Annotated in this window: 22 protein-coding genes; 17 read left to right on the top strand and 5 right to left on the bottom strand. The window is 66.8% G+C overall.

Translation table 11 applies throughout. The features are described 5' to 3' along the window. Nucleotides 1-140: 140 nt before the first annotated feature. On the bottom strand, nt 141-605 hold the full coding sequence (locus tag LuPra_RS26060) for a hypothetical protein (RefSeq protein WP_110173473.1): 465 nt from the start codon (nt 603-605) through the stop codon (nt 141-143). A 193-nt stretch (nt 606-798) separates the two neighbouring features. Here LuPra_RS26060 and LuPra_RS26055 point away from each other — a divergent pair, with 193 nt between their 5' ends. Both LuPra_RS26055 and LuPra_RS26050 read left to right on the top strand, forming a co-directional pair. Beyond that, nucleotides 799-1,371: a sigma-70 family RNA polymerase sigma factor gene (locus LuPra_RS26055; RefSeq protein ID WP_234800558.1), complete on the top strand. Its 573-nt coding sequence runs from the start codon at nt 799-801 to the stop codon at nt 1,369-1,371. Beyond that, a complete protein-coding gene (locus tag LuPra_RS26050) occupies nt 1,368-4,433 on the top strand; it encodes a protein kinase domain-containing protein (RefSeq protein ID WP_110173471.1) in 3,066 nt (1,021 codons plus the stop codon). The genes LuPra_RS26055 and LuPra_RS26050 overlap by 4 nt, the downstream gene beginning before the upstream one ends. A gap of 26 nt (nt 4,434-4,459) precedes the next feature. Here LuPra_RS26050 and LuPra_RS26045 read toward each other — a convergent pair whose 3' ends face one another. Beyond that, nucleotides 4,460-4,693, bottom strand: coding sequence for a hypothetical protein (locus LuPra_RS26045; protein WP_157899702.1), 234 nt, complete (start codon nt 4,691-4,693; stop codon nt 4,460-4,462). 232 nt (nt 4,694-4,925) lie between these two features. Between LuPra_RS26045 and LuPra_RS26040 the strand changes: the two genes are divergently transcribed. From LuPra_RS26040 to LuPra_RS26025, 4 genes are all read left to right on the top strand, one after another. Next, a complete protein-coding gene (locus LuPra_RS26040) occupies nt 4,926-6,632 on the top strand; it encodes a serine/threonine-protein kinase (RefSeq protein ID WP_110173469.1) in 1,707 nt (568 codons plus the stop codon). After that, complete coding sequence (locus LuPra_RS26035) at nt 6,629-7,549, top strand: TolB family protein (protein ID WP_162472828.1); 921 nt, start codon at nt 6,629-6,631, stop codon at nt 7,547-7,549. Before LuPra_RS26040 ends, LuPra_RS26035 begins: the two co-directional genes overlap by 4 nt. Continuing rightward, the gene (locus tag LuPra_RS26030) at nt 7,546-8,118 is read left to right on the top strand and encodes a sigma-70 family RNA polymerase sigma factor (RefSeq protein WP_110173467.1); all 573 of its coding nucleotides are present in this window, start codon (nt 7,546-7,548) and stop codon (nt 8,116-8,118) included. The genes LuPra_RS26035 and LuPra_RS26030 overlap by 4 nt, the downstream gene beginning before the upstream one ends. Nucleotides 8,119-8,464: 346 nt before the next feature. After that, on the top strand, nt 8,465-10,639 hold the full coding sequence (locus tag LuPra_RS26025; protein ID WP_157899700.1) for a DUF5916 domain-containing protein: 2,175 nt from the start codon (nt 8,465-8,467) through the stop codon (nt 10,637-10,639). Between the two features lie 21 nt (nt 10,640-10,660). On the opposite strand, the gene LuPra_RS26020 is transcribed toward LuPra_RS26025, so the two are convergent. After that, a complete protein-coding gene (locus LuPra_RS26020) occupies nt 10,661-11,455 on the bottom strand; it encodes a class I SAM-dependent methyltransferase (RefSeq protein WP_110173465.1) in 795 nt (264 codons plus the stop codon). Between the two features lie 333 nt (nt 11,456-11,788). On the opposite strand from LuPra_RS26020, the gene LuPra_RS26015 reads away from it, so the two are divergent. The 7 genes from LuPra_RS26015 (at nt 11,789) to LuPra_RS25985 (ending at nt 19,768) form a co-directional block, all read left to right on the top strand. Beyond that, entirely contained in the window at nt 11,789-12,832 is a 1,044-nt protein-coding gene (locus LuPra_RS26015) for an alpha/beta hydrolase (protein ID WP_234800968.1), read from the top strand. Nucleotides 12,833-12,857: 25 nt separating this feature from the next. Further along, entirely contained in the window at nt 12,858-14,525 is a 1,668-nt protein-coding gene (locus LuPra_RS26010) for a carboxylesterase/lipase family protein (RefSeq protein WP_110173463.1), read from the top strand. A 70-nt stretch (nt 14,526-14,595) separates the two neighbouring features. Beyond that, entirely contained in the window at nt 14,596-16,584 is a 1,989-nt protein-coding gene (locus LuPra_RS26005) for a PQQ-dependent sugar dehydrogenase (RefSeq protein ID WP_110173462.1), read from the top strand. A 25-nt stretch (nt 16,585-16,609) separates the two neighbouring features. Then, nucleotides 16,610-17,152, top strand: coding sequence for a helix-hairpin-helix domain-containing protein (locus LuPra_RS26000; RefSeq protein ID WP_110173461.1), 543 nt, complete (start codon nt 16,610-16,612; stop codon nt 17,150-17,152). 334 nt (nt 17,153-17,486) lie between these two features. After that, nucleotides 17,487-17,930 (top strand): carboxymuconolactone decarboxylase family protein, encoded by a 444-nt coding sequence (locus LuPra_RS25995; RefSeq protein ID WP_234800557.1) that lies wholly within the window; start codon nt 17,487-17,489, stop codon nt 17,928-17,930. 125 nt (nt 17,931-18,055) lie between these two features. Then, on the top strand, nt 18,056-18,226 hold the full coding sequence (locus LuPra_RS25990; RefSeq protein ID WP_201792168.1) for a hypothetical protein: 171 nt from the start codon (nt 18,056-18,058) through the stop codon (nt 18,224-18,226). Nucleotides 18,227-18,304: 78 nt separating this feature from the next. Beyond that, nucleotides 18,305-19,768 carry a PQQ-dependent sugar dehydrogenase gene (locus tag LuPra_RS25985; RefSeq protein ID WP_110173459.1) on the top strand — a complete coding sequence of 488 codons (1,464 nt, stop codon included), beginning with the start codon at nt 18,305-18,307 and terminating at the stop codon, nt 19,766-19,768. Nucleotides 19,769-19,790: 22 nt separating this feature from the next. Here LuPra_RS25985 and LuPra_RS25980 read toward each other — a convergent pair whose 3' ends face one another. After that, nucleotides 19,791-20,960 (bottom strand): Gfo/Idh/MocA family protein, encoded by a 1,170-nt coding sequence (locus LuPra_RS25980; RefSeq protein WP_110173458.1) that lies wholly within the window; start codon nt 20,958-20,960, stop codon nt 19,791-19,793. 117 nt (nt 20,961-21,077) lie between these two features. Here LuPra_RS25980 and LuPra_RS25975 point away from each other — a divergent pair, with 117 nt between their 5' ends. The 3 genes from LuPra_RS25975 to LuPra_RS32335 all read left to right on the top strand — a co-directional run bounded on the left by LuPra_RS25975 (nt 21,078) and on the right by LuPra_RS32335 (nt 23,315). Next, nucleotides 21,078-21,815, top strand: coding sequence for a GNAT family N-acetyltransferase (locus LuPra_RS25975; RefSeq protein WP_157899699.1), 738 nt, complete (start codon nt 21,078-21,080; stop codon nt 21,813-21,815). A 406-nt stretch (nt 21,816-22,221) separates the two neighbouring features. Then, the gene (locus tag LuPra_RS32340; protein WP_157899698.1) at nt 22,222-22,422 is read left to right on the top strand and encodes a hypothetical protein; all 201 of its coding nucleotides are present in this window, start codon (nt 22,222-22,224) and stop codon (nt 22,420-22,422) included. Beyond that, nucleotides 22,389-23,315 carry a serine hydrolase domain-containing protein gene (locus LuPra_RS32335; protein ID WP_157899697.1) on the top strand — a complete coding sequence of 309 codons (927 nt, stop codon included), beginning with the start codon at nt 22,389-22,391 and terminating at the stop codon, nt 23,313-23,315. Before LuPra_RS32340 ends, LuPra_RS32335 begins: the two co-directional genes overlap by 34 nt. A gap of 56 nt (nt 23,316-23,371) precedes the next feature. Here LuPra_RS32335 and LuPra_RS25965 read toward each other — a convergent pair whose 3' ends face one another. Next, nucleotides 23,372-24,187: a 3-keto-disaccharide hydrolase gene (locus LuPra_RS25965; RefSeq protein WP_110173455.1), complete on the bottom strand. Its 816-nt coding sequence runs from the start codon at nt 24,185-24,187 to the stop codon at nt 23,372-23,374. A 225-nt stretch (nt 24,188-24,412) separates the two neighbouring features. Here LuPra_RS25965 and LuPra_RS32330 point away from each other — a divergent pair, with 225 nt between their 5' ends. Continuing rightward, entirely contained in the window at nt 24,413-24,745 is a 333-nt protein-coding gene (locus LuPra_RS32330; protein WP_157899696.1) for a hypothetical protein, read from the top strand. The last annotated feature ends 70 nt before the right edge of the window (nt 24,746-24,815 follow it).

The following is a 24,815-nucleotide window of genomic DNA, read 5'->3' as shown; positions in this document are numbered from 1 at the left end:
CACGGACTCCGACCCGCCCCTCCTGCGCGCCCGCGCAGCCGCCTGATTGCGCGCAGACGAGCGCGCCGACAAGCACCCCTTCCCTGTCCGGTCAGGACCATTTCTGCTCATGTAACGTGCGGCACGCGCACCCGACGTCGTCAGTCGTTTGGACGGAACTTGTAGGACCCGTCCAGAGTGCAGTCGTCTGACGGGCAGTTGACATCGATCCGGGCCTCGAAACCGACGAATTGTCCGGTCCCTTCATGGAACGTGCACAGTCCGAGACCGGTCGCCATGTCGAGCGTGCACCTACCGACCGCCCTGTTGCCGTCTCCGGCATCGAGGACGACGTTGCTGTCGAGCAGACCCGCCGGAACGCCCGCTGCCTGGCTGTAGAGCAATCGCGAGCCGACGGGAAGTGGTCCGATGTCCGAGGACGCGATCGTGCACCAGTCTCCTGCGTTGCCGAACATGGTCCCGGCGCACGCCTTCGTCGCATGGATCCGTCCGCTTCGTCCCGCCGCCGTCAGCGAGGGCTCGGGCAGAACGAGACTCGCGGCGAAGTAGCCGCCGATCAGGGTGAGAACGAGCCTGAGGATTGTCCCGGAAGACTTCGGTGCCATGGTCGTGACCTCGGATTGCGGTTGGTGCGCCGCTCGAACGCAGCGCGCTGTCGATGGCGCCAGGGTGACGGCCATCGAAAGGGCGACTGCCTGGAGATCGCGCAAGCGGTGCCGCCACTGGGTCAACGGCGACAAGGCGGCCCTCGGGTTCGGTGCTAAGCTGAGGCGTTCCAACAGATACCAGAGGACTCGAGTGGCATCGTCTCCCGACATCACGGCGCTACTCGGCGACTGGAGTCGCGGCGATCGGACCGCGCTCAATCAGCTGCTCTCGCTGGTGTATGCAGAGCTTCGCCGAGCGGCCGCGCGCCAGCTTCGACGCGAACGCCCTGACCACACCTTGCAGCCGACGGCGCTCGTCCATGAGGTGTACATCCGGCTCGTCGACCAACGCCAGGTCGATTGGCAGAATCGAGCGCACTTCTTCGGCGTCGCGGCGCAGGTGATGCGCCGGGTCCTGGTCGACCACGCCCGCCGTCACGACGCCATCAAGCGAGGCGACGGCGTGCGGTGTGTGTCCATCGACGAAGCGAAGGACGCCGCCGCGCCAAACGAGATCCCGATCCTTGCCTTGGATCAGGCACTCGAACGCCTGGAGCAGGTCGACGCCTCTCTGGCCAGGATCGTCGAGCTTCGCGCGTTCGGCGGGCTCACGATCGACGAAGCGGCCCATGTCCTCGCGGTGTCCCCATCGACTGTCAGTCGCGATTGGCGCACCGCGAGAGCCTGGCTCCGGCGCGAACTCGGTTCCGAACCCCACCCGTGACCGACAGTTCATGGCCGCGCGTGAAGGCGCTGTTCGAGGCGGCTGTGCAATGGCCGATCGACCAGCGCCACGCCATGTTGGTCGCCGAGACCGGCGACGATGAGGCGCTGTGTCGCGAAGTCGAGTCGCTCCTGGCGTCGGATGCCCTGGAGGGCAGCTTCCTCGATCGTCTCCCCGCGGCCCATGCGTCCGTACTTGACGATCCGTTCGCTGTCCAACCGCGGGCGACCGACCACGCGACGTCTCCTACGGTCCTCACTCCAGGTGTCCGCGTCGGTCCGTACGACATCGTCAGCCTCCTGGGTGCCGGCGGGATGGGCGAAGTGTACCGGGCGCGCGACACGAACCTCAGACGCGATGTCGCGCTGAAGGTACTGCCCGAACGATTCGCACTCGACCCGGAGCGGCTGGCACGATTCGCACGCGAGGCCCAGGTGCTCGCGACACTCAATCACCCCAACATCGCCGCTATCTTCGGCATCGAACAGTGCCCGGACCAGTGTCGAGGCGCGACAGGAGCAGCGCTGAGCGGGAGGCAGGCGCTCGTGCTGGAACTGGTCGACGGGCCGACGCTCGCGGACCGGATCGCGCGTGGACCGCTGCGGATCGATGAGGCGATGACCATCGCGCGTCAAATCGCTCAAGCCCTCGAAGCCGCGCACGAGAAGGGGATTGTTCATCGCGACATCAAGCCGGCGAATATCAAGGTCACTGGTAACGGCGTGGTCAAGGTGCTCGACTTCGGTCTGGCGAAAGTGTGGGAAGGCGCCCCGCATGCCGACCTCGCGATATCGCCGAACCTGACCGGAACCGGCATCGACGAGCGGACCATGCTCGGCACGCCGTCCTACATGAGCCCGGAGCAGGCGCGGGGCCAGCCGGTCGACAGCCGGACAGACATCTGGTCGTTCGGCTGCGTGTGCTTCGAAATGCTCACCGGCCGCGCGCCCTTCGCCGCCGATACCGTCGCTGACACCCTGGCCGCGATTCTCGAACGCGAGCCGGCCCAGGCCTTGTTGCCGGCTGGAACGCCGGACTTGCTGCGACAGTTGCTGCGACGGTGCCTGGCCAAGGATCGTGAGCGACGACTCGAGTCGGCGGACCGTGCACGGGCTGCGATTGACGAGGCAATCGCGTCTCCGGCCGCCGAGGTGGTCGCGCTTCCGGCACCACGCGTTCAAGGCCGTGCGCGTGCGGTGTTCGCGACGGTGGCCGGCGTTGCGGCATTCGTGGCGTTCATCGCATGGGCGATGCCGCAACCGGCGCTCGTGCCGCCCGTGCGCCCGTCTCGTTTTGCCATCGTGCCGCCGACCGGCCAGCCACTGAACGTCTCGGGGAACGATCGCGACGTCGCGCTGTCGCCAGACGGCCAGCATGTCGTCTATCGCGCGGGAGGCACGACAAGCAATGGCAGCCCGCTGCATGTGCGTTCGAGAGAGCAAGTCGAGGCTCGGGCACTCCCAGACATCGCTCTCGCCTACGCGCCATTCTTTTCACCAGACGGCCGGTGGATTGGCTTCTTCGAGAGCGCGGAAATCAAGAAGGTGTCCCTTGATGGAGGACCGGTGATCACGCTCGGTCCGGTCGCCGGCAGATCGCTCGGTGCCAGCTGGGGAGACGACAACACCATCGTCTTTGCCACCGACGATCCAGTCACGGGGCTATGGAGTGTGTCGGCCGACGGTGGCCAGCCCGTAGTACTGACCAGGCCGGAGGCGGCACGAGGTGAGATCGACCATCAGTTCCCGTGTGTGCTGCCAGACGGACGCGGTGTGTTGTTCACGATTGCCGGGCCTGGCTCGGCAGACGACTCCCTCGTGGCCGTCCTCGACCTGAAGACGGGCACGTGGAAGACGCTGGTGACCGGTGGGAGCGAGCCCCAATACGCGGACGACTCGTCAGGCGCAGGACGGGGTGGGTACCTTCTCTACGCGACGGCAGGGACGCTGCGCGCCGTCCAGTTCGATCCGGCCCAACTGGAGGTGCGGAGCGCTCCGGTGACGGTCGTCGAAGAGCTGATGATCAAACCGAGCGGGGCTGCCAACTACGCGGTATCGCGAAGCACGCTCGTCCATGTCGCGGCTCAAGCGGTTGAACAGAACCCGATGCGGTCGCTCGTCTGGGTGGATCGGAGGGGACGCGAGGAGCCGGTCAGGGGGGCACCAATCCGCCGTTACGGTCCACCACGCGTTTCGCCCGACGGGACACGCATCGCGAGCGGCATTCTCGATCAGGGCAGTACCAATATCTCGATCTGGGACATTGCGCGGCAGACACTGACGCCCTTGACCTCAGCTTCCGGCATGAATGCACTCCCCGTGTGGACACGCGACAGCAGGCGGATCGTCTTCATGTCCGACCGCACGGGCGTGCTGAACCTGTACAGCCAGGCTGCCGATTTCACTGGTACGGTCCAACGGATCACGACGAGCGTGAACTCCCAGTGGCCCACGTCGGCCACGCCCGATGGCTCGACGATCGTCGGCTTCGACCGAGCGCCACGGACGCTCACCTCCGACGTCGTCACGTTCCCACTGACAGCCACGGCCGTACGACCGGGGGCCGGTGGCGCAGGTGGTCTCATGCAGCCGCCGGCGCCATCAGTGGCCAGCGTCCGTATCCCAGGGGGGTTTGGCGAAGTCTCGCCGGATGGTCGATACCTGTCGTACGAGTCGGAAGAATCCGGGCGGAAGGAGATCTACGTGCGGCCGTTTCCAGAGGCGGATCGCAACCGCTGGCAGATCTCGAAGGGAGGGGGGACACGAGCCGTGTGGGCCCGGAACGGCCTCGAGTTGTTCTACCTCGACGAATCAGGTGCGCTGACGACAGTGCCTGTCCAGACCTCTGGTCCGACGTTCGTCCACGGCAGGCCGTCGACGATTTTCCATACGACGTATGCCGAGTCCAATCCAGCACGCCACTACGACGTCTCTCGCGACGGCCAGCGCTTCCTGATGCTCAAGGACAGGGAGCCCGATCCGAACGCCACGCGGGCGCCGATCGTGGTCGTCGATGGCTGGTTCGGGGGCCTGAAATGGCGCGTGCCTCCGCCAGGAAAGTAGGGATGGGATGAGCCCCGCGCAGCGCCTCATCTCCTGCTTCCTGCGTGCGCTCGAGTTGCCGTGCGCACCTCCGCAGCGACGCGGCGGCCGGAATCGTCGGCTCGCCTGGTCTCGAACGCGCCGCCAGAAAGCGAGATCCCCGAGCCAGGTCGCTTGACGTCGAGGAACGTCACGCCCTCGAGGTGCTCCAGCACATGTTCGAGTTCGTGGGCAATGAGCTCGATGGCGTCGCGGCTTCGACGCACGCTGACGTGCGCCACCGTCACACCGTCCGCGGAACGCCCAATTCGCGCCCCTGCCCTGGTTGTCTCTTGTGACGACCGCACGATCACCATGGCGCGTGCCGCACCGAGTTGCCGGCATTGATCGCGAAAACTTGGCGAGTGATTCCACGCCAGCTCTACAAATTCACGCAGGTCCGTGGCAAGTCCCCGGCATCTTCTCGCGTCGCGCTCAGGAGGCCGACCCCTGGCCTCTCGAGGAGCGAGGGCGATGCGACGGATGCTGATGACCGTGGGAGTGGTGGTGTTGATGTCGACTGGTGTGAACGCGAGCGGCGACCAGACGGAGCCCCTGCAGGGCAGCGTCGTCGAGGCAGCCCCGCCGCGCACGCCGCCAACGCCCTGGCCGTCCCAACTGAACCACCCGCACATCGCGACGATTCACGGGCTCGCGCAGGCCGACGGACGGCGCGGGCTCGTGCTCGAGCTGGTGGAGGGCGAGACGCTCGCTGAACGACTCGAGCGTGGCCCGCTGCCGGTGGACGAAGCGCTGCGGCTGGCGTGCCAGATCGCGCTGGCGCTGGAGTGCGCGCACGACCGCGGCATCGTCCATCGCGACCTGAAGCCTGCCAACATCAAGATCACCCCAGACGGGGCCGTCAAGGTCCTCGACTTCGGCCTGGCGAAGCTGACGGCGCGGGACGGCACGCCTGCGCCCACGCCGTCCCCGTCGCTGGCCGGAACGCGGGAAGGCCTGGTCGCCGGCACGCCGGCCTACATGAGTCCCGAGCAGGCGCGGGGCAGGCCGGTGGACAAACGCACCGATGTCTGGTCGTTCGGGTGCGTGATGTACGAGATACTCGCCGGCCGCGCCGCCTTCGACGGCGAGACGGTGACCGACACGCTGGCGGCCGTGATCGAACACGAACCGGCGTGGAGTTCGCTGCCTGAGGCGACACCGGCAGCCATCCGCCGTCTGACCCAGCGGTGCCTCGAGAAGGATCATGCGCGACGGTTGCGCGACCTCGGGGATGCACGGCTAGAGATCGAAGAGGCCCTGGCGGCGCGCTCGACGCCGCCGGCCCGGGCACTGCCGCACGTTGACGGCGTCCAACAGCCCGGCATGCCGCTCGTGTCGCGTGGCCTCGTCACGCCACGGCGCTGGCGAACGGCAGCCGCGGCAGTCGTCGTGCCGGCCGTCATGCGTCTCGACGTCGACCTGGGCGTGGAGTTGTCGCGATCGCAGGCGGGACCAGACGTCGGCATTTCGCCCAACGGTGAGCGGCTGGTCTTCATGTCCAACGGCCGCTTGTACACGCGGCGGCTCGATCAGTCCACCTCGATCGCGCTCGAGGGCACTGACGGTGCCCTGAGCTTCTTCTTCTCTCCTGACAGCTCGTCTCTCGCGTTCTTCGCCCAGGACAAGCTCAAACGCATCAGTCTAAATGGCGGCTCCGTCGTAACGATTTGCGACGCTCCCGCCGGGCGCGGCGGCACCTGGGGCGAAGACGACGTCATCGTCGCTGCACTGGACAACTCGAGGGCCTGTCTCGAGTTCAGGCGGCGGGGGGAACGCCGGAACCACTCACGCGACTCGCGCCGGGTGAGGTCACCCATCGCTGGCCGCAGCGATTGCCGGGCCGGAACGTCCTGCTGTTCACCAGCCACACGCTGCCAACGTGGTTCGACAAGGCACGCATCGACGTCCTGTCGCTCGCCGACGGCCGTCGAAAGACGCTACTGGAGAATGCCAGTTTCGGGCGGTTCATTCAGGACGCAGATGGGACGGACTACCTCGTGTTCCGGCGAGGTTCGTCGATATTTGCTGCGGCGTTCGATCCGGATCGACTCGAACTTCGCGGCACAGCGGTCCCGATTCTGGAGCAGGTGGCGTCCACCGACGGTTTCGGATTCGCCAGCTTCGATACCTCACGGACGGGGACGTGGGTGTACCGGGTCCAGGATCAGGCGACCGTGAACTGGCTCGACAAGTCGGGCCCGATCCGGCCATTGCTGGCCGAGCCTGGGGGGTACGAGTGGCTCAATCTCTCGCACGACGGCACCCGGCTCGCGTTCGTCCTCGGTGGCGATGTGTGGATCCACGACATCGGCCGCGAGACTCGTACGCGCCTGGCGATGGACGCGTCCCTTCCCCTCTGGACGCCAAACGACCGCTTCATCGTCTTCCGCCACGCGGAGGGTCTCTCGTGGGTCCGGTCCCACGGCGGCACCCCGCCGCAGGCGCTGACGAGGACGAACCACGTACAGATGCCGTTGTCGTTCAGCGGTGACGGTCAACGCCTGTCGTTCCAGGCGCTCAATGCTTCAGGGCGGGAGTCCTGGAACCTGTGGACCGTACCGGTGCGTATCGACGGCTCTGGGCTTCGTGCATCGACGCCGGAACCCTTCCTCATCACGCCGTTCGACGAACGGGAGATCACGTTCTCGGTTGACGGCCGATGGGTGGCCTATTCCTCGAACGACTCGGAGCGCCGTGAGATCTACGTCCGGGCGTTCCCCGACGACGGGCGCAAGTGGCAAGTCTCGACCGGCGGCGGCGACTATCCCCAGTGGTCACGCGACTCACAGGAGTTGTTCTTCCAGGGCCCGGACGGCCTGATCAGGATGACGCCGTACTCGGTAGACGCTGATCGATTCGTGCCCGAGAAGCCACGCGTCTGGTCGACACAGCCGATCGACAACCGGAACGAGATCAGGTACTACTCGGTTGCGTCCGATGCGAGTCGCGTCGCCGCCATCGTCCGGTACGTATCGCCAGGGCAGAGACCCGACCGCTCCGTCACGCTGTTGATCAACGTGCTGGACCTGTTCGGCCGTCAGACGCCCACGAGCCGGTTGCGTCTTCCAGAGTTGCTCGCGCGCGAGTCGCCATGAAGCCTCGCGACGACGTCACCGCTCTGCTGCAGGCCTGGACCAGCGGAGACGACGCGGCGCGCGAGGAACTGATGCCGCTCGTCTACAACGAGCTCCGGCGTCGCGCCGCCGCCCATCTCCGGCACGAGCGAACCGGCCACACCCTCCAGGCCACGGCGCTCGTCCACGAAGCGTACCTGCGGCTCGTCGATCAGACGCGTGCGGCGTGGATCAACCGGGCGCAGTTCTTTGCAATCGCCTCCCGGATGATGCGGCGCATCCTCGTGGACCACGCGCGCGCCGGCAAGATGAACAAGCGCTCCGGCCAGTGGAAGCGGCTGACGCTCGACGAGGACGTGGCCGGGTTCGCGGCGCGGGACGTGGAGATCCTCGATCTGGATCGGGCGCTCACGCGACTCTCCGAATTCGATCCTCGCAAGGGACGCGTCGCCGAAATGCGCTTTTTCGCCGGCCTGTCGCTGCACGAGATCGGCCAGGTCCTCGACATCTCGATTGCCACCGTCGAGCGCGACTGGACCGCCGCGCGGGCGTGGCTGTATGGGGAGCTGACGAGAAAGCCGGAGGTGTGATGCATCGCTTCCGTCGATGCGACTATCCTTGCCAGGGTGGTCACGCCGCTCTGCGACGCCAGGCGCGGCGATGCGTATCCGCCACCCTCCAGGGCGTACCCGGAATCATGAGCAGCGAGCACACCTACGGCACCAGCCCCCATCCCGCCCCGTGCTGATATCGCACGATGCCATCTCCACGCACGACCACTGTCCGTCCTGTGCCGGCCGGCCCCACGCGGGCTCACTCTGTGGCCCCGAGCTGCTGCCGATGCCTGACGGCTCCGCCGGCGACTGTAGCCGTCGACCTTCAAGACTCGCCGATGTGCGCCTTCGGCGCGCGGCGAGTTCAGGTCGGCGGCTGGGTGTGCTGGTTCTGCTCGCGCTGATCGGGGCGGTGCCGGCGACGGTGTGGGCGCAGGATGACGACCGTCCCGACCTGCCTGCGCCTGCCCAGCTGAATGTGCACGTCATACCCGGCGGCGAGACCATCAAGGTCGACGGGATCCTTGACGAGGCGGTGTGGCAGAACGCCGTGCCGGCGACACGGTTCTGGCAGTACGCGCCCCTCGACCGGGTCGCGGCCACCGAGAACACCGAAGTCCGCGTCGTCCAGGACGAGCGGGCCCTCTACTTCGGGATCATCTGCCACGACGCCAATCCGAAGGGGATCATCGCCCAGGACATGCGCCGCGATGCGCCTCTCTCGAACGACGACTACGTCGGGATCTATCTCGACACCTACCACGATCATCGGAACTTCTACTACTTCTCGACCAACTCCCTGGGAACCCGGCGCGACGGCATCGTCACCGATGCGCGGTCGTACAACACGGCGTGGAACGGCATCTGGCAGGCCAGGACGCAGGTGACCGACGACGGCTGGACCGCCGAGTTCCGGATCCCGTTCTCCACGCTGCGGTTCGGAGGCGACCAGCCGTTGACCTGGGGTTTGCAGCTCAGTCGCGCCATCCGGCGCAAGCAGGAGTCGGACTACTGGGCGCCGATCCCCAGGTGGCTGGGCGGCCGTGCGACATGGCGGGCCGAGCGCTTCGGCCAGTTGATCGGCATCCGGACCGATGCGGCCTACGCCAAATGGGAAGCGGAGCCTTACGTGCTTGCCGGCGGAGAGCGCAGCTACCGGCCGACGTCATCCGATCCCCGGTTCAATGCCGGGGGAGACATCCACTACGACTTCACGCCGAACCTCCTGGGGACCGTCTCGATCCGGACCGACTTTGCGCAGGTGGAAGCCGATCAGGAGGTGATCAATTTCACGCGGTTTCCCCTCTTCTTTCCTGAGAAGCGAGACTTCTTCCTGGAGGACGCGGGACTGTTCACCGTTGGCCTCGAACAAGAGATGATGATGTTCTACAGTCGCCGGATCGGCCTGTCCAATGGGCAGGAAGTGCCGATCCTGGCCGCGGCCAAGCTCTCGGGTCGAGTGGGACCCTATTCAGTGGGCGTGATGAACGTGCAGACCGACAGCGCGGACGTGTCGCTGTCGGCCGCGTCCACCGTGCACGAGCCGTCGACCAACTACAGCGTGCTCCGTGTCAAGCGCAACCTGTTCACCAACAGCAGCATCGGCGCCATCGTCACCAACAAGCAGAGCAGCGGTACTGATTTCAGTCGGCTGGCCGGTCTCGACGGCAACTTCTGGTTCAGTCCGTCCCTCAAGGGAGAACTGCTGCTGGCACACACCTTCAATCCATCGGGCGTCACGAATGACAGCCTCGGCATCGGGCGCCTCATGTACTCGAAGCGGGACATCGTGGCAGACGTCCGCTACTACGCCGTCGGTCCCGACTTCGTCCCGGAGATGGGGTTTGTGACGCAGAACGATCTCCGGCGTTCCTCCGCCGAGGCCAGCTACACGCAATGGATCAACCGGAAGCGTGTGCGCAACCTCATCTACTCCGGATCCTTTGCATACGATGCCTTCTACGACAACGCATTCCTGGGAAGGCGAGGCACGGCCGGGGCAAAACTGACCCTCGAGTCCAACGACAAGATCGGTTATGCCTACGCTCCGGCCAGCGAACGCATCGTCGTTCCCTTCTCGGTCGGCCCGATCACCATCCAGCCTGGCGACTACACCAATCGGTCGCACGATGTGAGCTTCGAGAGCAACGCCAGTCGACCCGTCTCGGGCATCGTGGACTACAGCCTGATGGACTACTGGGGTGGGAAGCGCAGGCAGTTGCTGTTCTCGACGACCGTCCACCCGACGGCCAACCTGGCGGTCGACCTGATCTACACGCACAACATTGTCGATCACCCAGAGGGCGCCTTCGACACGACGACGCTCAGCAACCGTGTGCTGTATGCGTTCACGACCGATCTGTTCGTGAAGTCGTACATCCAGTGGAACGACCTCGACCAGAAGTTGTCAGCGAATTTCCTGGTGGGCTGGGAGTACCGGCCGGGCAGCGAAATCTACCTCGTGTACGACGAGATCAGGGATCGCTTCGCGTCGCCCACCCTGGCGCCTCGGAACCGGATCCTTCTGGCGAAGTGCACCTACAAGTTTCGCTTCTAGTGGGCCCCTCGACCGTGCTCTTCATCGCGGTCGACAACCTCGATCGAATCGAGAGGGCGGTCTCCAGTGCCACGATTGTCGAGCCGCGGCGCGACACGTTCTACGGAACCACGGAGTTGTACGTGAAGGAGCCGGGAGGGAACCGCGTGGGGCGAACACCGCCGGCGCTGCTGCATCCTTCCCATCGAGGATGGGCGCCGGGCTGCGCTCTCGGCGAAAGCGTGCATACACAAAGGGCTGCATCGCGCCCCGTGGCGTCTGGTGTTCGTGGCGCACCGCTTCGATCAGCCGGAACTCGCTGCCCAACTCCTCAGCCAGGGTCTCGGCTGAATAGCGGGCGACAGGCAGCCCGCTGCACCGTTCCGGTCCGTCGAGTGCGAACGTGGCGATGATCACGGCGCCTCCCGGCTTCACGGTCTGCAGGAGATGGGCCCGATATTGTGCACGGTCCGTGACCGTGGTCAGGAAGTGGAACACCGCCCTGTCGTGCCAGATGTCCATCGGCTTCGAGGACCAGGCGGCCGTGACGTCCGACTCGATCCACGTGAACGCGCCGGCCAGGTCGCCCAGTCGCTCCTGCGCGCGATGCAGCGCGGCTCCGGAGACGTCCAGCACCGCGAGGCAATCAAGGCCACGCGCGGCCAGGATGTCGACCAGGCGAGAATCGCCGCCGCCGACGTCGAGCACGCACGTATCGGGACCCAGACCTGCCGACTCCATCATCTGCAGCGACATCGCCGGCAACGCTTCGAACCAGCTGACGTCCCGTTCACCCTTCGTGGTGAACACCCCTTGCCAGTGTTCCTTGCGATCCATCGCGTGCGCCTCCTTCCTCTTACGACCCGGAGTGCCTCCTGGTCGCCTCGCATGGGAGCAGTTCCCGATGGCGCCATTGACGACTGGGCACCGGAAGGACGACAAGTCGGCGACCTCGATCGTACGCCGATGAGGCACGCGGACGCCGGCGCGACTCCAAGGCAAGAGACGCGCAGCATCAGGCAAGAATCCGGTCGCCAGCAGAGATACCGTAATCGAGTCATGACCAGCGGCGCGGCGGTACGACGGCCAGTGACGGCGACGATTCGACGAACGAGGCAGGCGGTCACATGCGTGCACTGGCTGGCACTTTCGCTGCTGCTCGTCGCGTCGATGGGCGTGAGCGCGTGCGCGCCACGGAGCCGCGGCGCGCTGGTGATTGACCGCCAGGGCAGTTTCGCCGTCGGTGGAACCGTCGTCACCAGCCCAGGCGCGTTCGATCCCAAGGCGCCAGCGGCCGGGCAGACCGCATCGCCGGGGGGACAGACGTTGCATGGCGATCACGCGTATGTCTTCTATCAGGTACCCGTGAACGCTCGGCGTCTGCCGCTCGTCATGTGGCACGGCATCGGCCAGTTTTCGAAGACGTGGGAAACCACCCCTGACGGGCGCGAAGGCTACCAGACGATCTTCCTGCGGCGCGGGTTCGGCGTCTATCTCGTGGATCAGCCGCGGCGTGGCCGGGCGGGCCGCAGTACGGTCGATGGCACCATCGCGGCCACACCCGACGAGCAGACGTGGTTCGCCACCTTCAGGCTCGGCATCTGGCCGGACTTCTTCGCGGGTGTGCAGTTCTCGCGCGACCAGGACGCACTGAACCAGTACTTCCGGCAGATGGCGCCCAACATCGGCCCGATCGACTCCGAGGTGAACGCCAGCGCCATCGCCGCCCTCTTCGACAGGATTGGCCCTGCGATCCTGGTCACCCACTCCCACAGTGGCGGCATGGGCTGGCGCACGGCCATCAAGAGCCAGAATGTCCGAGCGATCGTTTCCTACGAACCTGGCAGCGCATTCGTCTTTCCGGAAGGGGAGGTCCCGCCACCGATCCCCAGTGCCGGTGGCACGTTGGCCGCGGTCGGTATCCCGCTCCCGGACTTCATGCAGCTCACCCGACTCCCCATCGTGATCTACTACGGTGACTACATCCCCGAGCAGCCGATCGCGAACGGCGGCCAGGACGGCTGGCGCGCGCGGTTGCAGATGGCCCGGCTGTGGCGCGATGCGGTCAACAAGCGGGGCGGCGACGTGACGGTCGTGCACCTGCCGGAGATCGGCATCCGTGGCAACACGCACTTTCCGTTCTCGGATCTGAACAACGTGCAGGTGGCTGACGTGATGTCCGCGTGGTTGAAGGCCAAGGCGCTCGACAAGTAGCAGTGCGGACGTGAAAGGGAGAGACATGCGCGCAAGACGCGAAGACAGGGCTGCGGCCGTATCGAGGGTGACCAGATGTCTCGTGTGCTCGCTGGCCGCGCTGGCCGTGGCGGCGACTGTTGGCAGCGTGGTTCGGTCGCAAGCGCCTGCAGCTGTGCGCGTGGATGGCGGTGACCTGCAAGGCGTCGTGGCTGACGGGGTCGAGTCGTTCAAGGGCATTCCCTTCGCCGCGCCGCCGGTAGGCGAGTTGCGGTGGAGGCCGCCCCAGCCGGCGGCGCCGTGGACCGGCGTGCGCCAGGCCTCGGAGTTTGGCGCGGACTGCATGCAGGGGCGGTTCGGCCCGCCTCCGGCCGCAGGCGCGCGAGCGCCGCGAGCGCCGTCGGAGGACTGCCTGTTCGTGAACGTGTGGCGTCCCGCCGGGTCGACCGCCACCCGGTTGCCCGTGATGGTGTGGATCTACGGGGGTGGGTTCGTCGGCGGTTCGGGTGCCTCGCCATTCACCGCGGGTACACAGTTCGCAAAGCAGGGCGTCGTTCTCGTCAGCTTGAACTACCGCGTGGGACGTTTCGGGTTCTTCGCCTTTCCTGCCTTGAACGGCGAGCACCCCGAGGAGACCAAGGGCAACTACGCGTACATGGACCAGATCGCGGCCCTGCAGTGGGTCAAGCGCAACATCGCAGCCTTCGGCGGTGACCCGAGCAATGTCACGATCTTCGGCTTCTCCGCGGGCGGCGTCTCGGTACACAGCCTTTTGGCGTCGCCCATGGGGCGCGGGCTGTTCCACAAGGCCATCGCCGAGTCTGCCGGCTCGCGCGACAGTGTGCTCACCGCGCGGCCGATGCGCGGCGACGGCGTCGATCCGAACTATCCAGTGTCGGCCGAGACGATTGGGACCACCTTCGCGCGTTCGATGGGGATCGAGGGCACGGATGCGGCCGCACTGGCGAGTCTGCGCGCCCTCAGCGCCGACCAGGTCTTGCGCGGTGCTCCAGCGCCAGCAGGGGCCAACACGCCGCAGGTCGAGACGACGCCGATTCTGGACGGCAAGCTGATCACGGAGACTGCCGAGGCCGCCTACAAGGCGGGCAGGCAACCGAAGGTACCTCTTCTGGTTGGTAGCAACAGTGCCGACACGGCGGGGAACCGGGTCAAGGCGACCACCAAGGAGCAGCTGTGGGCCAGGTTCGGCAAATGGAGCGACCAGGCAAGGGCCGCCTACGATCCGGACGGCACCGCCGATATCGCGACGCTTGTCGCGAGGGCCAATGACGACTTCGGCCAGGCCGAGCCGGCCCGCTTCGCCGCGAATGCCTTCGCGGCCAACGGCTCGCCGACCTATCGCTACCGGTTCTCCTACGTTCAGTCGGCGATGCGCGACCAGATGCGTGCAGGCGCCCCGCACGGCGGCGAGATTGGGTACGTCTTCGGCACCCTGATGGCCCGCCCGGGCACGACGCTGACGCCGGAAGATCAGGCCGTCTCCCGGATGGCGCAGAGCTATTGGGTCAACTTCGCTAAGACGGGCGATCCCAACGGTGCCGGTCTGCCGGCGTGGCCCCGTCACGATCCCAAGAAAGACGTGATCTTCGATTTCCGGCCCGATGGTTCGGTCGGCGCGGGCCCCGACGCGCGAAAAGCGCGGCTCGACGTGACGCAGCTCAACACCGACGCCGGGAAGCGGTCCGACCCCTGAGATCAGTGGTGTGGTCAACGGCCGGGAGCGATGGGTGACACGCGGACGGATATGAGCTGAGGAGAGCACGGTGTTGACGCGCGTGATGAAGGCGGGGCTCGTAATCGTGATGGCGGTAGCGGTGGCACGCCTGTTGGCGGCACAGCCGATACCGTCAGGGCTCACGCTGCAGCTCGAGGACGTGGCCGCGTTGCCCATTACAGGCGAACTGGCGGGGGAGAATACCCGCGGCCAGTTGGCGCGGGTCAACTACCTGCGCGATGAGCCTGGTGGGCGCCGCTTCTTCGTCAACGATCTCAACGGCCCGCTGTACATCCTCGACACGCAGACAAAGACCTTCACCACGTACCTCGATTTCAACGGCCTTGGTGGCCGCCCGGGCCTGTTTCCGAAGTTCACGTTCGAGCGGAACTTCGCCACGGGGCTCACGAGCTTCGTCTTCGACCCTGACTACAGCAAGAACGGCATCTTCTACACGCTCCACATGGAGGACCCGTCCACGCCCGCGCCAGCGGAGGCCAGGGCCGGCGTCGTGCCGGGCCTCGACCTCTCGACGTACCAGGTCTCGCCGCCGATCACGGTGCCCACCGACGATGGAAAGATTGCCCGCGAGGTCGTGTTGATCGAGTGGACGGATCGGAACACCGGCAACGCCACGTTCGAAGGGACCGCGAGGGAAGTGCTGCGCGTGCAGCACCCGCTGCCTCAGCACCCGCTGGGCGAGATGACGTTCAATCCCGTGGCGCGACCCGGCGATGCCGACTGGCGCGTGATGTACCTCGGCGTCGGCGACTCGGGGGCCGGCGATCAGAAGGACGGCAACCGCCGGCTCACGCCGCAGCGGCTCGACACGATGTCGGGCAAGATCCTTCGCATCGTCCCGGATCTCGGTGCCCACACCGGCACGAGCACCGTCAGCGAGAACGGCCGCTACCGCATTCCCAACGACAACCCGTTCACGCGGACCGACGGCGCGCGCAAGGAGATCTGGGCGTACGGCCTGCGCAATCCGCATCGATTGATCTGGGACGTGGACCCGGCACGGCCCGCCGAGCCCCGCCTGCTCGCGTTCCACATCGGCCTCGTCACGGCTGAAGCGGTCATCGTCGTGCACAAGGGCGCCAATTACGGCTGGCCCCTTCGCGAAGGGACGCGCACCATGTCGCCGATCGGCGCCGGGCCGCTTCCGGACCCCGACACCATTCCGGTCCGGATCTCGGACACGATCACGCGCGGCACGATCACGCCGACCTATCCCGTCATCGAGTATGCCCACAGCCGCGACGGCAACGGCGGCGACGCCATTGCCAACGGATTCGTGTATACCGGCCGTGCGGTCCCGGCGCTCACGGGCAAGCTGCTCTTCGGCGACATCACGACCGGCCACTTCTGGTCGGCCGACATCGCCGAGGTACGGGCAGCCGACGACGGGGTGGCGACCACAGTGGCTCCGATTCATGCGGTGACGACCGGCATTCGGCAATTGACGGAGTCCGCCTATCGCGCACGCGGAGGCAAGGGCGCCGCATTGCCCGGCTTCGGCGGCGTCGCAGGTCGCGGCCGGGTGGACCTGCGATTCGCGGTCGACGGGGACGGTGAACTCTATGTGCTGACCAAGAGCGACGGGATGATCCGCAAGGTGGTCGGCGCGAGCGCATCGATTGCACCATCGCCCGCTCCGACAGCAGCCGCACCCGCCCCGGCGCCCGCCAGTACCGTCGCTCCGGCGACCATGACGAACCCGGTCGCATCGTCGCCGGCGTCGATCTCGGCGGGACGGACCGTGTTTCAGGCCAACTGCGCCGCCTGTCACGGACCGCTGGCACAAGGCGCCGTCAAGGCGGGCATCACCATTTCGATCATCGAGGAGAGCGGCGGCAAGCAGCCGCCCGATCTCACCGACGCGCAGTGGGACCACGGATCGACCGACGGCGAGATCTTCACGGCGATCAAGCGCGGCCTGCCGCCGACCATGATGGCGGGCTACGATGGCCGCCTGTCGGACACCGAGATCTGGCAGATCGTAAGCTACCTGCGCTCGCTCGCGCCGGCGCGCTAGTCACCCCGGGCGAAGGAGCGCAGGCATGCGAGGGGTTGCACTCGTCGTCGTGGTCGTCACGACGCTGTACGTTCCGACGGGGCAGGGTGTGACGCCGATCGCGTTGCGGCCGGCGGCTCCTGCGACGGTGGCGCAAGGCGCACTCGATGGCGCCGGCGGCGATCTCTCGCCCGAAGAGCAGTCCGAGGCTGACGATCTCGCGGAGGCGACGATCAAGCGTGTCTGCCTGCGCTGCCATCCGGTGGACGTCGTCGCGCGTACGCGGCGGGAGGCGACCGATTGGCGCGCCGTTGTCGCGCGCATGGCGACGCTTGGCGCGGTGGCCACGCCCGAGGAACTCCGGACGATCAGGCGATATCTGACGCGGTACTACGGTGTGATTCGTGTCAACAGCGCGTCGGCGGAGGAATTTTCGGCGGTGTTGGGGTACTCGCCCAGGGACGCTGCAGCCATCGTCGCGCATCGTGCGGCGCAGGGACGTTTCGCGAATGTCGAGGCGTTGGCGGGTGTGGTCGGCCTCGACCGCACCAGGCTCGATGCGCAGCCAGAGGCGTTGACCTTCGACTGACCGCCGCGCGCGTCCACCGGCCGATCGAACGATCCTCCAGGAAGGTTGCCAGTCAGTCCGAGTGGGCGAATCGCCGCAACGTCGTCGGGAGCGCGGGCGCAGACACCTGCATGCGCAGGCGTGTCGATTGTGACGGAGGCCATCGTGAAGCTCGCGATTTCACTCGCTGCTGGAATGCTGGCCTGGGGCGGAGCCCAGGCACACGCGCAGGGACAGCCCACTGCACCCGCCGAGCCAACGCCGCCTGCGGCGGTCCAGCAGCCGGCGCCCAGGTGCCGCGTCCGGAGGGCTTCAACAGAAGCTCGCGCCCGGCCTGGCCGGCCTCATCGACGACGTGCTGTTTGGTGACGTCTGGAGACGACCCGAGCTGGCGCCACGTGACCGCAGCCTCGTCACCATCTCGGCCTTGATCGCGACCGGTAAATCCGGGCAACTGCAAGGACACCTCTCGCGAGCGCTCGCCAACGGCGTGCAGCCGATCGAGGCCTCAGGTGTGCTGACGCACCTCGCGATCTATTGCGGATGGCCGAGCGCGGTCTCAGCCCTCGAGGTGTACGACCAGGTCTACACTGCACGGAAGGTGGACCTCGCGACGCTGCAGGCCGTGGCGCCCCTGTTGGCGGCGCCGGCATCTGATGCGGCGCGTGCCACGGCCGTGGCTGAGCAGTTCGGTGCAACGGCCCCGAAGTTCGCGCAGCTGACCAACGAGGTCGTGTTTGCCAGGCTGGGACGGCGGGCAGCCTTGACCCTGGCCGCCGTCGCGCCGTCGGCCCGCTAGCGACACGATGATCAGCCGCTTTCCAGAGGAGCCTTGATGCCGCACGCACGTGTGACAGCAGCAGCCCTGGCGGTGCTGCTCGCCGGCGGCGCGAGCGCCGCACTGGCGCAGCCGCCGCAGAGTACGTGAGCAGTGTCCAGAATGGCGGCATCTCGCGGATCCGGCCGCGCCGTCCAGCTGAGCTGATCGCGGAGAACATCCCGAACGCGGCATCGATGTGTTACGACTCGGGCGCTCGCCAGTTGGTGATTCCGATGAACGCCAACAACGCGATCGCGCTGCTGAAGATTGAGTGAGCCCAGAGAGCTGTAGCCGCCGGACTCCAACGAAATCCCGTAGCCGCCGGACTTGTCCGGCGGGCATCAGGAGGATACATGCGTAAGCGAATACTATCCATAGTGGCGATCGTCGCGCTCGCGTCGCTCGCCGGCGCCTCACCCTCGGCTCAACGTCGGCTGGGCGCGCCAGAGCCGTTGCAGCCCGGGCAGACCGACGATCCGTTCCCGCAGCCGATCGCGCGCGACCAGGGTGTGATCACGGTCACCTTGCGTGAGTTCGCGTCCCTGCCTGACATCGACGGCGTGCCGGCACGGATGATGATGCTCGTGCAGGAGCCGACCTCACGTCGCATCTTCGTGAGCGACATGCGAGGGCCGTTGTACACGATCAGCGACGACGGCAAGACTGTGACGCCGTATCTCGATCTTCGCGACCCGAAGTGGGCGATCGCCGTCCAGTCGGAGGGCCGCGAGCGCGGGATGCAGAGCTTCGTGCTGCATCCCGAGTTCGCGCAGGCCGGCGCCCCTGGGTTCGGCAAGTTCTACACCTATACCGATTCGTCGAATCAGGTTCCTGCGCCGGACTTCACCACGCCCCATCCAGCCACCACGCACGACACGGTGCTGCACGAGTGGACGGCGAAGACGCCAGGCGCCGCTGCCTACGACGGTGCGGCGCCGCGAGAAGTGATTCGCCTGCGCCAGCCGTTTCCGAACCACAACGGCGGCATGATCACGTTCAACCCGACGGCCCGGCCCGGCGCCGCCGACTACGGCCTGCTGTACATGGGCATCGCCGACGGCGGCAGTGGCGGCGATCCGATGAAGCTTGCGCAGAATCTGGGGGCGGCGTTCGGCAAGCTGTTCCGCATCGATCCGCTCGGCAAGAACGGGCGCGGGGGCAAGTACGGTGTGCCCGCCAGTAACCCATTCGCCTCGACGCCGGATGCGCTGCCGGAGATCTATGCGTACGGCATCCGGAACTCGCAGCGATTCTCCTGGGATGCAAAGTCCGGCGCGATGTACCTGACCGACATCGGCCAGGGCGTCGTCGAAGAAGTGAGCCCGGTCACCGCTGGCGCCAATCTGGGCTGGAGCGTCTGGGAGGGCAGCTTCCGGTTCGTCCGCCACCAGGTCATCTCGACGGACACGCCGCGCAGCGATCCGAAGGTGACCTATCCGATTGTCGAATGGGGGCAGCTCGATCCGGTGCTGCTCGCCAACAACTCGTCGGCGGCCGTCGGGCTGGTCGTGTACCGCAGCACCACGATTCCGCAGCTCACTAACCGGATCCTGTTTGGCGACATGCCAAGCGGCGAGATGTTCCACGTCAGTGCTGACGACGTACCGAAGGGCGGGCAGGACCCGATTCGCCGGGTGCTCTTCGTCACCGGGGCGGGCGCTGCCGCACGCCCCTTCCTTGCCATCGTGCAGGAAAAGAACCGCGCACAGGGCAAGGGGGTCGCGCAGCGCGCAGACATGCGCTTCGATGTGATACCGGACGGCCGGATATTCGCTCTGAACAAGGCCGATGGCACCATTCGAGTCATCGAGAACTGAGCGGGAGGCTCGTGTACGGGACTTAGACCTGCGAAGAAACCGCGCCGACATACGCCGCGGCATCGGCAGCTGTCGCGATGGTGGATCCGTCGGTCTGCGTGAGGTCGAATCGGCGTCCGCCGGATCGCGAGCTCGCCTCGGCGAGGTTGGCGACCAGCAGCGTCTTCCATCCCAGGTCAGGACCGAGATCGAAAGGCGCGTTTCTCCTGAGGCCGTCTATGAAGGCCGATATCTCGGCAGCATAGGCTGCGGCGTAGCGAGCGTAGAAGTCAGGATGCCGCGCCGACGGCCGCGTCATGGGGAACTGCGCCTCGTCGATCTGTCGGCCGCGTTGGTCGCCAAAGCCGCTCCACAGGCGAGCCGTGATGGCTCCGAAATCCCCGACGAATTCACCGACGTCGATCCGACCCTTGGTGCCGATCAGTTTGAAGCCGTTGTCGTATCCAGCGCTGTTGATGCGCGATCCCCAGAGGTGTGCGACCGTGCCATCGGCCCACGTGCAGAACGTGTGGACGACATTCGCGCCCTCGCCGGCGCGGTCGTCGTAATGCGGCGCGTTGAACCGCAACGCCTGGACCGCGCAGGGCAGCTCGAATCCGCGCACGCTCATGGCCTCGAAGACGAGATGGATCGCCATGTCGGCCGTGATGCCGCAGCTCTGGTAGCCGACCGGCGTCGGATTCTTGTCCTGCAGGACGTGATGCGACTGCTGGAGCGTGCCGATGCGGCCGCTCGAGAGCCAGTCCAGGGCGACCAGGGCCGCCGCGTCGAAGTGCCGCTGAAACCCGACCTGCACGAGTCGATTCGGGCACTCGGCCACTCTTCCGCAGAATTCGGCGGCTTCGGCAATCGTGTTGGCGATCGGTTTCTCGACCAACACTGGCACGCCAAGGCGGATGAAGGCCAGACTGTCGCGCGCGTGGTCCTCGGTGCGTGACGCGACGATTACACCGTTCAGTCGCGCCGTGGCCGCCATGGCGTCGGGGTCGTCGAACCGCGCGATCCTCGCCAGGTCCGGCCCACCGAGCTCGTTCAGGAGGCCAGCCGCCGACGAGAGTGTCGGCCCGAACCGATCGCCCATGGCGACGAGTTCGATCTCGCCGCGCTGGTGCAGCGCGATCAGATGTTCCAGGTGAACCTGGCCCATGCGACCAACGCCAAACGCGCCAAGTCTCAGTGGTTCGCCGTTCATGTGAAACAAGATAGGTCGAAACCGATCGCGTCGCAGGCAGAAGGCCTCACCTCAGACCTCGCCCATCGACACTCGCCTCGGTGGTGTGTCCGTCTGGTTGTGGCATCTTTTCGACCTATGCCCCGCCTGACCGACAAGGACGAGATTCGAACGATCCTCCGTCGAGACCCCGCCTGGAGCCTGTACGCGCTGGGCGATCTGGCGCCGCCGATGTTCCAGAAGACCGAGTGGTTCACACCGGACCTGACGCTCGTCGTGCGGGACTACGGTACGGCCATCTTGTTCGCGATGGGTCCCGGCAGCGTTCGCGAGGCCCTCGAATCTCTGAGCGGGTCCGTGCACCTGCAGGTGCAACGCGCTGCACTGGATGAAGTGGCGCGCCATGCGACGGTGTCGTCACAGCGACTGATGTGGAGGATGACGTGGACCGGTGGTCGCCTGGCGGCTCCGGACCCGCTCACCTCCCGCCTGGGGGTGGGGGACGTTCCGGCACTGCAAGCCCTGTACGCCGACGGGGCGTCCTCGGGCGAGTCGCCCGACTTCTTCTTTCCCTCGATGGTGGCCGATGGCGTGTTCCATGGAGTCCGTGAAGGCACAGCGCTGGTGGCGGCCGCGGGGACGCACCTGCTGGCGCGCGAGGAAGGTATCGCGGCGCTTGGCAACGTCTACACCCGACGCGACCGCCGGGGGCTCGGACTCGGGCGTCTGGCCACGAGCGCGGTGCTCGGCGAGCTCGCAGGCGTCGAGACGATCGGTCTCAACGTCCGAGCCGACAACGACGCGGCGCTGCATCTCTACGAGGCGCTGGGCTTCGCGCGTCACTGCCAGTTCTACGAGGCGCTGGCCCTGCCTTGAGAACATCGCGACGCACCTTAAGTGAGGATTTCTATGGCGTCACGACGCCCAATCCGCCGGTCACGCGTGTGCATTGTCCGCTGCTCGCCTGGTTCGCCCCCGGACCACGGAGCTGCTGAAGTCCACGCTGCAGCGGCTGCCGAGCGGCCCCAGTCGCGTCGACACCGTCATGATCCAGAACGCAGACCACATGTAAGGCGGCGAAGAGGCGCAAGTCGCGCAAACGATCGCCAACTCGGGCGAATGCCCTTGTTCCACCGTCAGCACGCAGAAGCGCGGCTCCGAAGCGAGAGTAGGATTCTCGGTGCCCTGATTGCGCCCGCCGATCGCGTTGTGGGTCCCAGGAGCCAAGGGCGCATCGAGGAACTCGCTTATGGCTGTTCGCATATCGGCGGAGGAGGGAGCCATGACGCGCCGACGCTTCCTGGCGGTGGCCAGTGGCGTGCCAGTCGTAACCGCCGCGAAGGCAGGGGCAATGCCGGTCGCCGTGCAGAAGTCCGGTCTCGAAGGCCGGTTCGAAGAGGCGGGCCAGTTGATACATGCGCAGACCGAAGCGGAGAGGTGGCCGCGGCGGTGCTGCACGTCCGCCGCGCAGGCCAGGAGCTGAGTCGCGCCTTCGGTGCAGCACGCGTCGACCTGCCGTTCCTCATCGCCTCACCAACCAAGCCGATGACTGCGTCCGGGGTGCTGTGGTTGCGCGATCGGCGCGAGCTGGCGTTGAGCGATGCGGTGAGCACGTATCTGCCGGAGTTCCGCGGCGGCCAACGCGGCGAGGTCACCATCGGTCACCTCCTCACGCACACGTCGGGACTGCCCGACATGCTCCCGGACAACCCCGAACTGCGCCGTCGGCACGCGCCCCTGTCAGAGTTCGTGGCTCGAACCTGCCGGACGCCGCTGCTTTTCCGACCCGGGACGAAAGTCAGCTACCAGAGCATGGGCATCCTCCTGGGCGCGGCGATCGCCGAGAAGGTCAGCGGCGAGCCGATGCCGGGATTCATGGCGCGGACCATTTTTCACCCACTGGGGATGCGGCAAACGTCGTTGGGCCTGGGCGATCGACCGATCGCGGAGACCGCCCAGTGCCAGGTGCCGGAAGCCGACCGCGGCGATTGGGACTGGAACAGCCCGTACTGGCGAAACCTCGGAGCCCCATGGGGCGGCGCGCATGCCACTGCGCGCGATCTCGGGGCGTTCCTGGACGCCTTCGCTTCCCCCGCTGGCGAGGTGTTGGCGCCAGCCACACGACGTGAGATGCGCGCGATCCAGACAGGCACGCTGCGGCCACGCTTTGGTCTCGGCTGGCAGCGCGAGCCGGGGGCGTTCGGCCGGACGTGCTCCGCGGAGACGTTCGGGCACTTCGGGTCGACCGGGACGATGGCCTGGCATGATCCGGCCACGGCTACGACCTTCGTCCTGCTCACGACCAGGCCGGCGACCGATTCCATGGCCAGTCTTCTGCGCCCGGCTTCGGAGATCATTGGACGCACGAACGGCTGATGCCCCCGGGCAGGCTGCGCCCGTCGACAGGCGTCGACCGCCATGGTCCTGGATCGTTACTGCGCTTCGACGAGCGGGCGGATCCAGATATTGCGGAACCGGACCGGATTGCCGTGATCCTGGAGGCCGATGTAGCCCTTCGCGTGTGACGGTTCGTACTTGCCAATCTGCTTGTGAGAGGTCGGTCCGAGAAACGCCTGGGCCGCGTGGACGGTGACGCCGTTGTGGAGCACGGTCACAATCGCCGGCTTTTCCAGCGTCGTGCCGTTGAACCGCGGGCTGGTGAAGACGATGTCGTAGGACTGCCACTCGCCGGGCTTGCGCGACGCGTTCACCATCGGCGGGAACTGGCCGTACATCGCGGATGCCTGGCCGTCCGGATAGGTGATGTTCTCGAAGCTGTCCAGCACCTGGATCTCGAACACGCCGTTCAGGAAGACGCCGCTGTTGCCGCGTCCCTGGCTGTTCCCCTTCACCTCTGACGGGGTCGCGAACTCGATGTGGAGCTGGTAGTCGGCGAAATCGGCCTGCGTCGTGCGGATCATCCCCTTGCCGCTCGAGAGCACGCCGCTTTCGATCGGCCAGCTTACCGGACCGCCCCCCTGCGTCATCTGCCAGCGACCGAGATCCTGACCGCTCCCAAGCAGCACGATGGCGTCCGATGGCGGCGCCAGCGACACGAGGGGCCCGGGCGTCACGACGCGCGGCTGCGGCCGCGTGCCGTCGTGGATGTGCCACTTGCCATTGGGCTGCATCGGCGTGTCCTGGTAGCCCGTCGGCGATGGCGGCGGCTGCGCCGGTGGAGTTTGAGTCTGTTGAGCGCTGATGACGGCGCCGGCGAGAATACAGGCGATAAGTACGGTGATCTTCATGCCACAGCCCCCACGTTTCGAGCATTGACCGGACGGAACGCAACCTGGAATGCCGATGATAGCCGCCAAAGCGGTCCCGGCAAGGTGGGCGCCATCCGGCCCGTCGCGGCCCAACGGCGCTCGACGCCAGGCAATCACTGTCTTTTCACCGATGCCCCGGTCGAGATGGCCTATGCTCAATCGGAGTCGATGCCAACGAGCCTCTCCCATTTCGAAGGAAACACCATGTCTCGAGTGTCTCGCCCGAACCGCCGCGCACTGCTGCGCCGGCTCCTGGTTGGCGGAATTGCGAGTACCGCCGTCCTGGCCAGCGCGGTTCGGACGGCAGCCCAACCCAGCGGGCAGCGTCCGCGCAACCCCGGCGGCGCAGGCGGCCAGCGGCCCGAAGGCCCTCCGAATGGCGGCATGGGCCCGCACGAGGGCACCCGGCCCGGCGGCCCCCCGAGTGGCGGCAAGGGCCCGCACGAGGGCACCGGGCCCGGTGGCCAGCACCAGCCGGGCACTGGCGGCGGGCAGGGCCCACGTGGCGGCGGCCGGGGTGGCGGCGGCCGCCGCTGATCCCGGCGCGGAGACGCCCGGGCGCGTCTCCCGCCCCACCTCCAACCTCTGCCAACGGGTACATCGCGCT

This window comes from Luteitalea pratensis, from assembly GCF_001618865.1.
Taxonomy (GTDB): domain Bacteria; phylum Acidobacteriota; class Vicinamibacteria; order Vicinamibacterales; family Vicinamibacteraceae; genus Luteitalea; species Luteitalea pratensis.
Note: the sequence above shows the minus strand (reverse complement) of the source record. Positions and strands in the feature narration are given on the sequence as shown.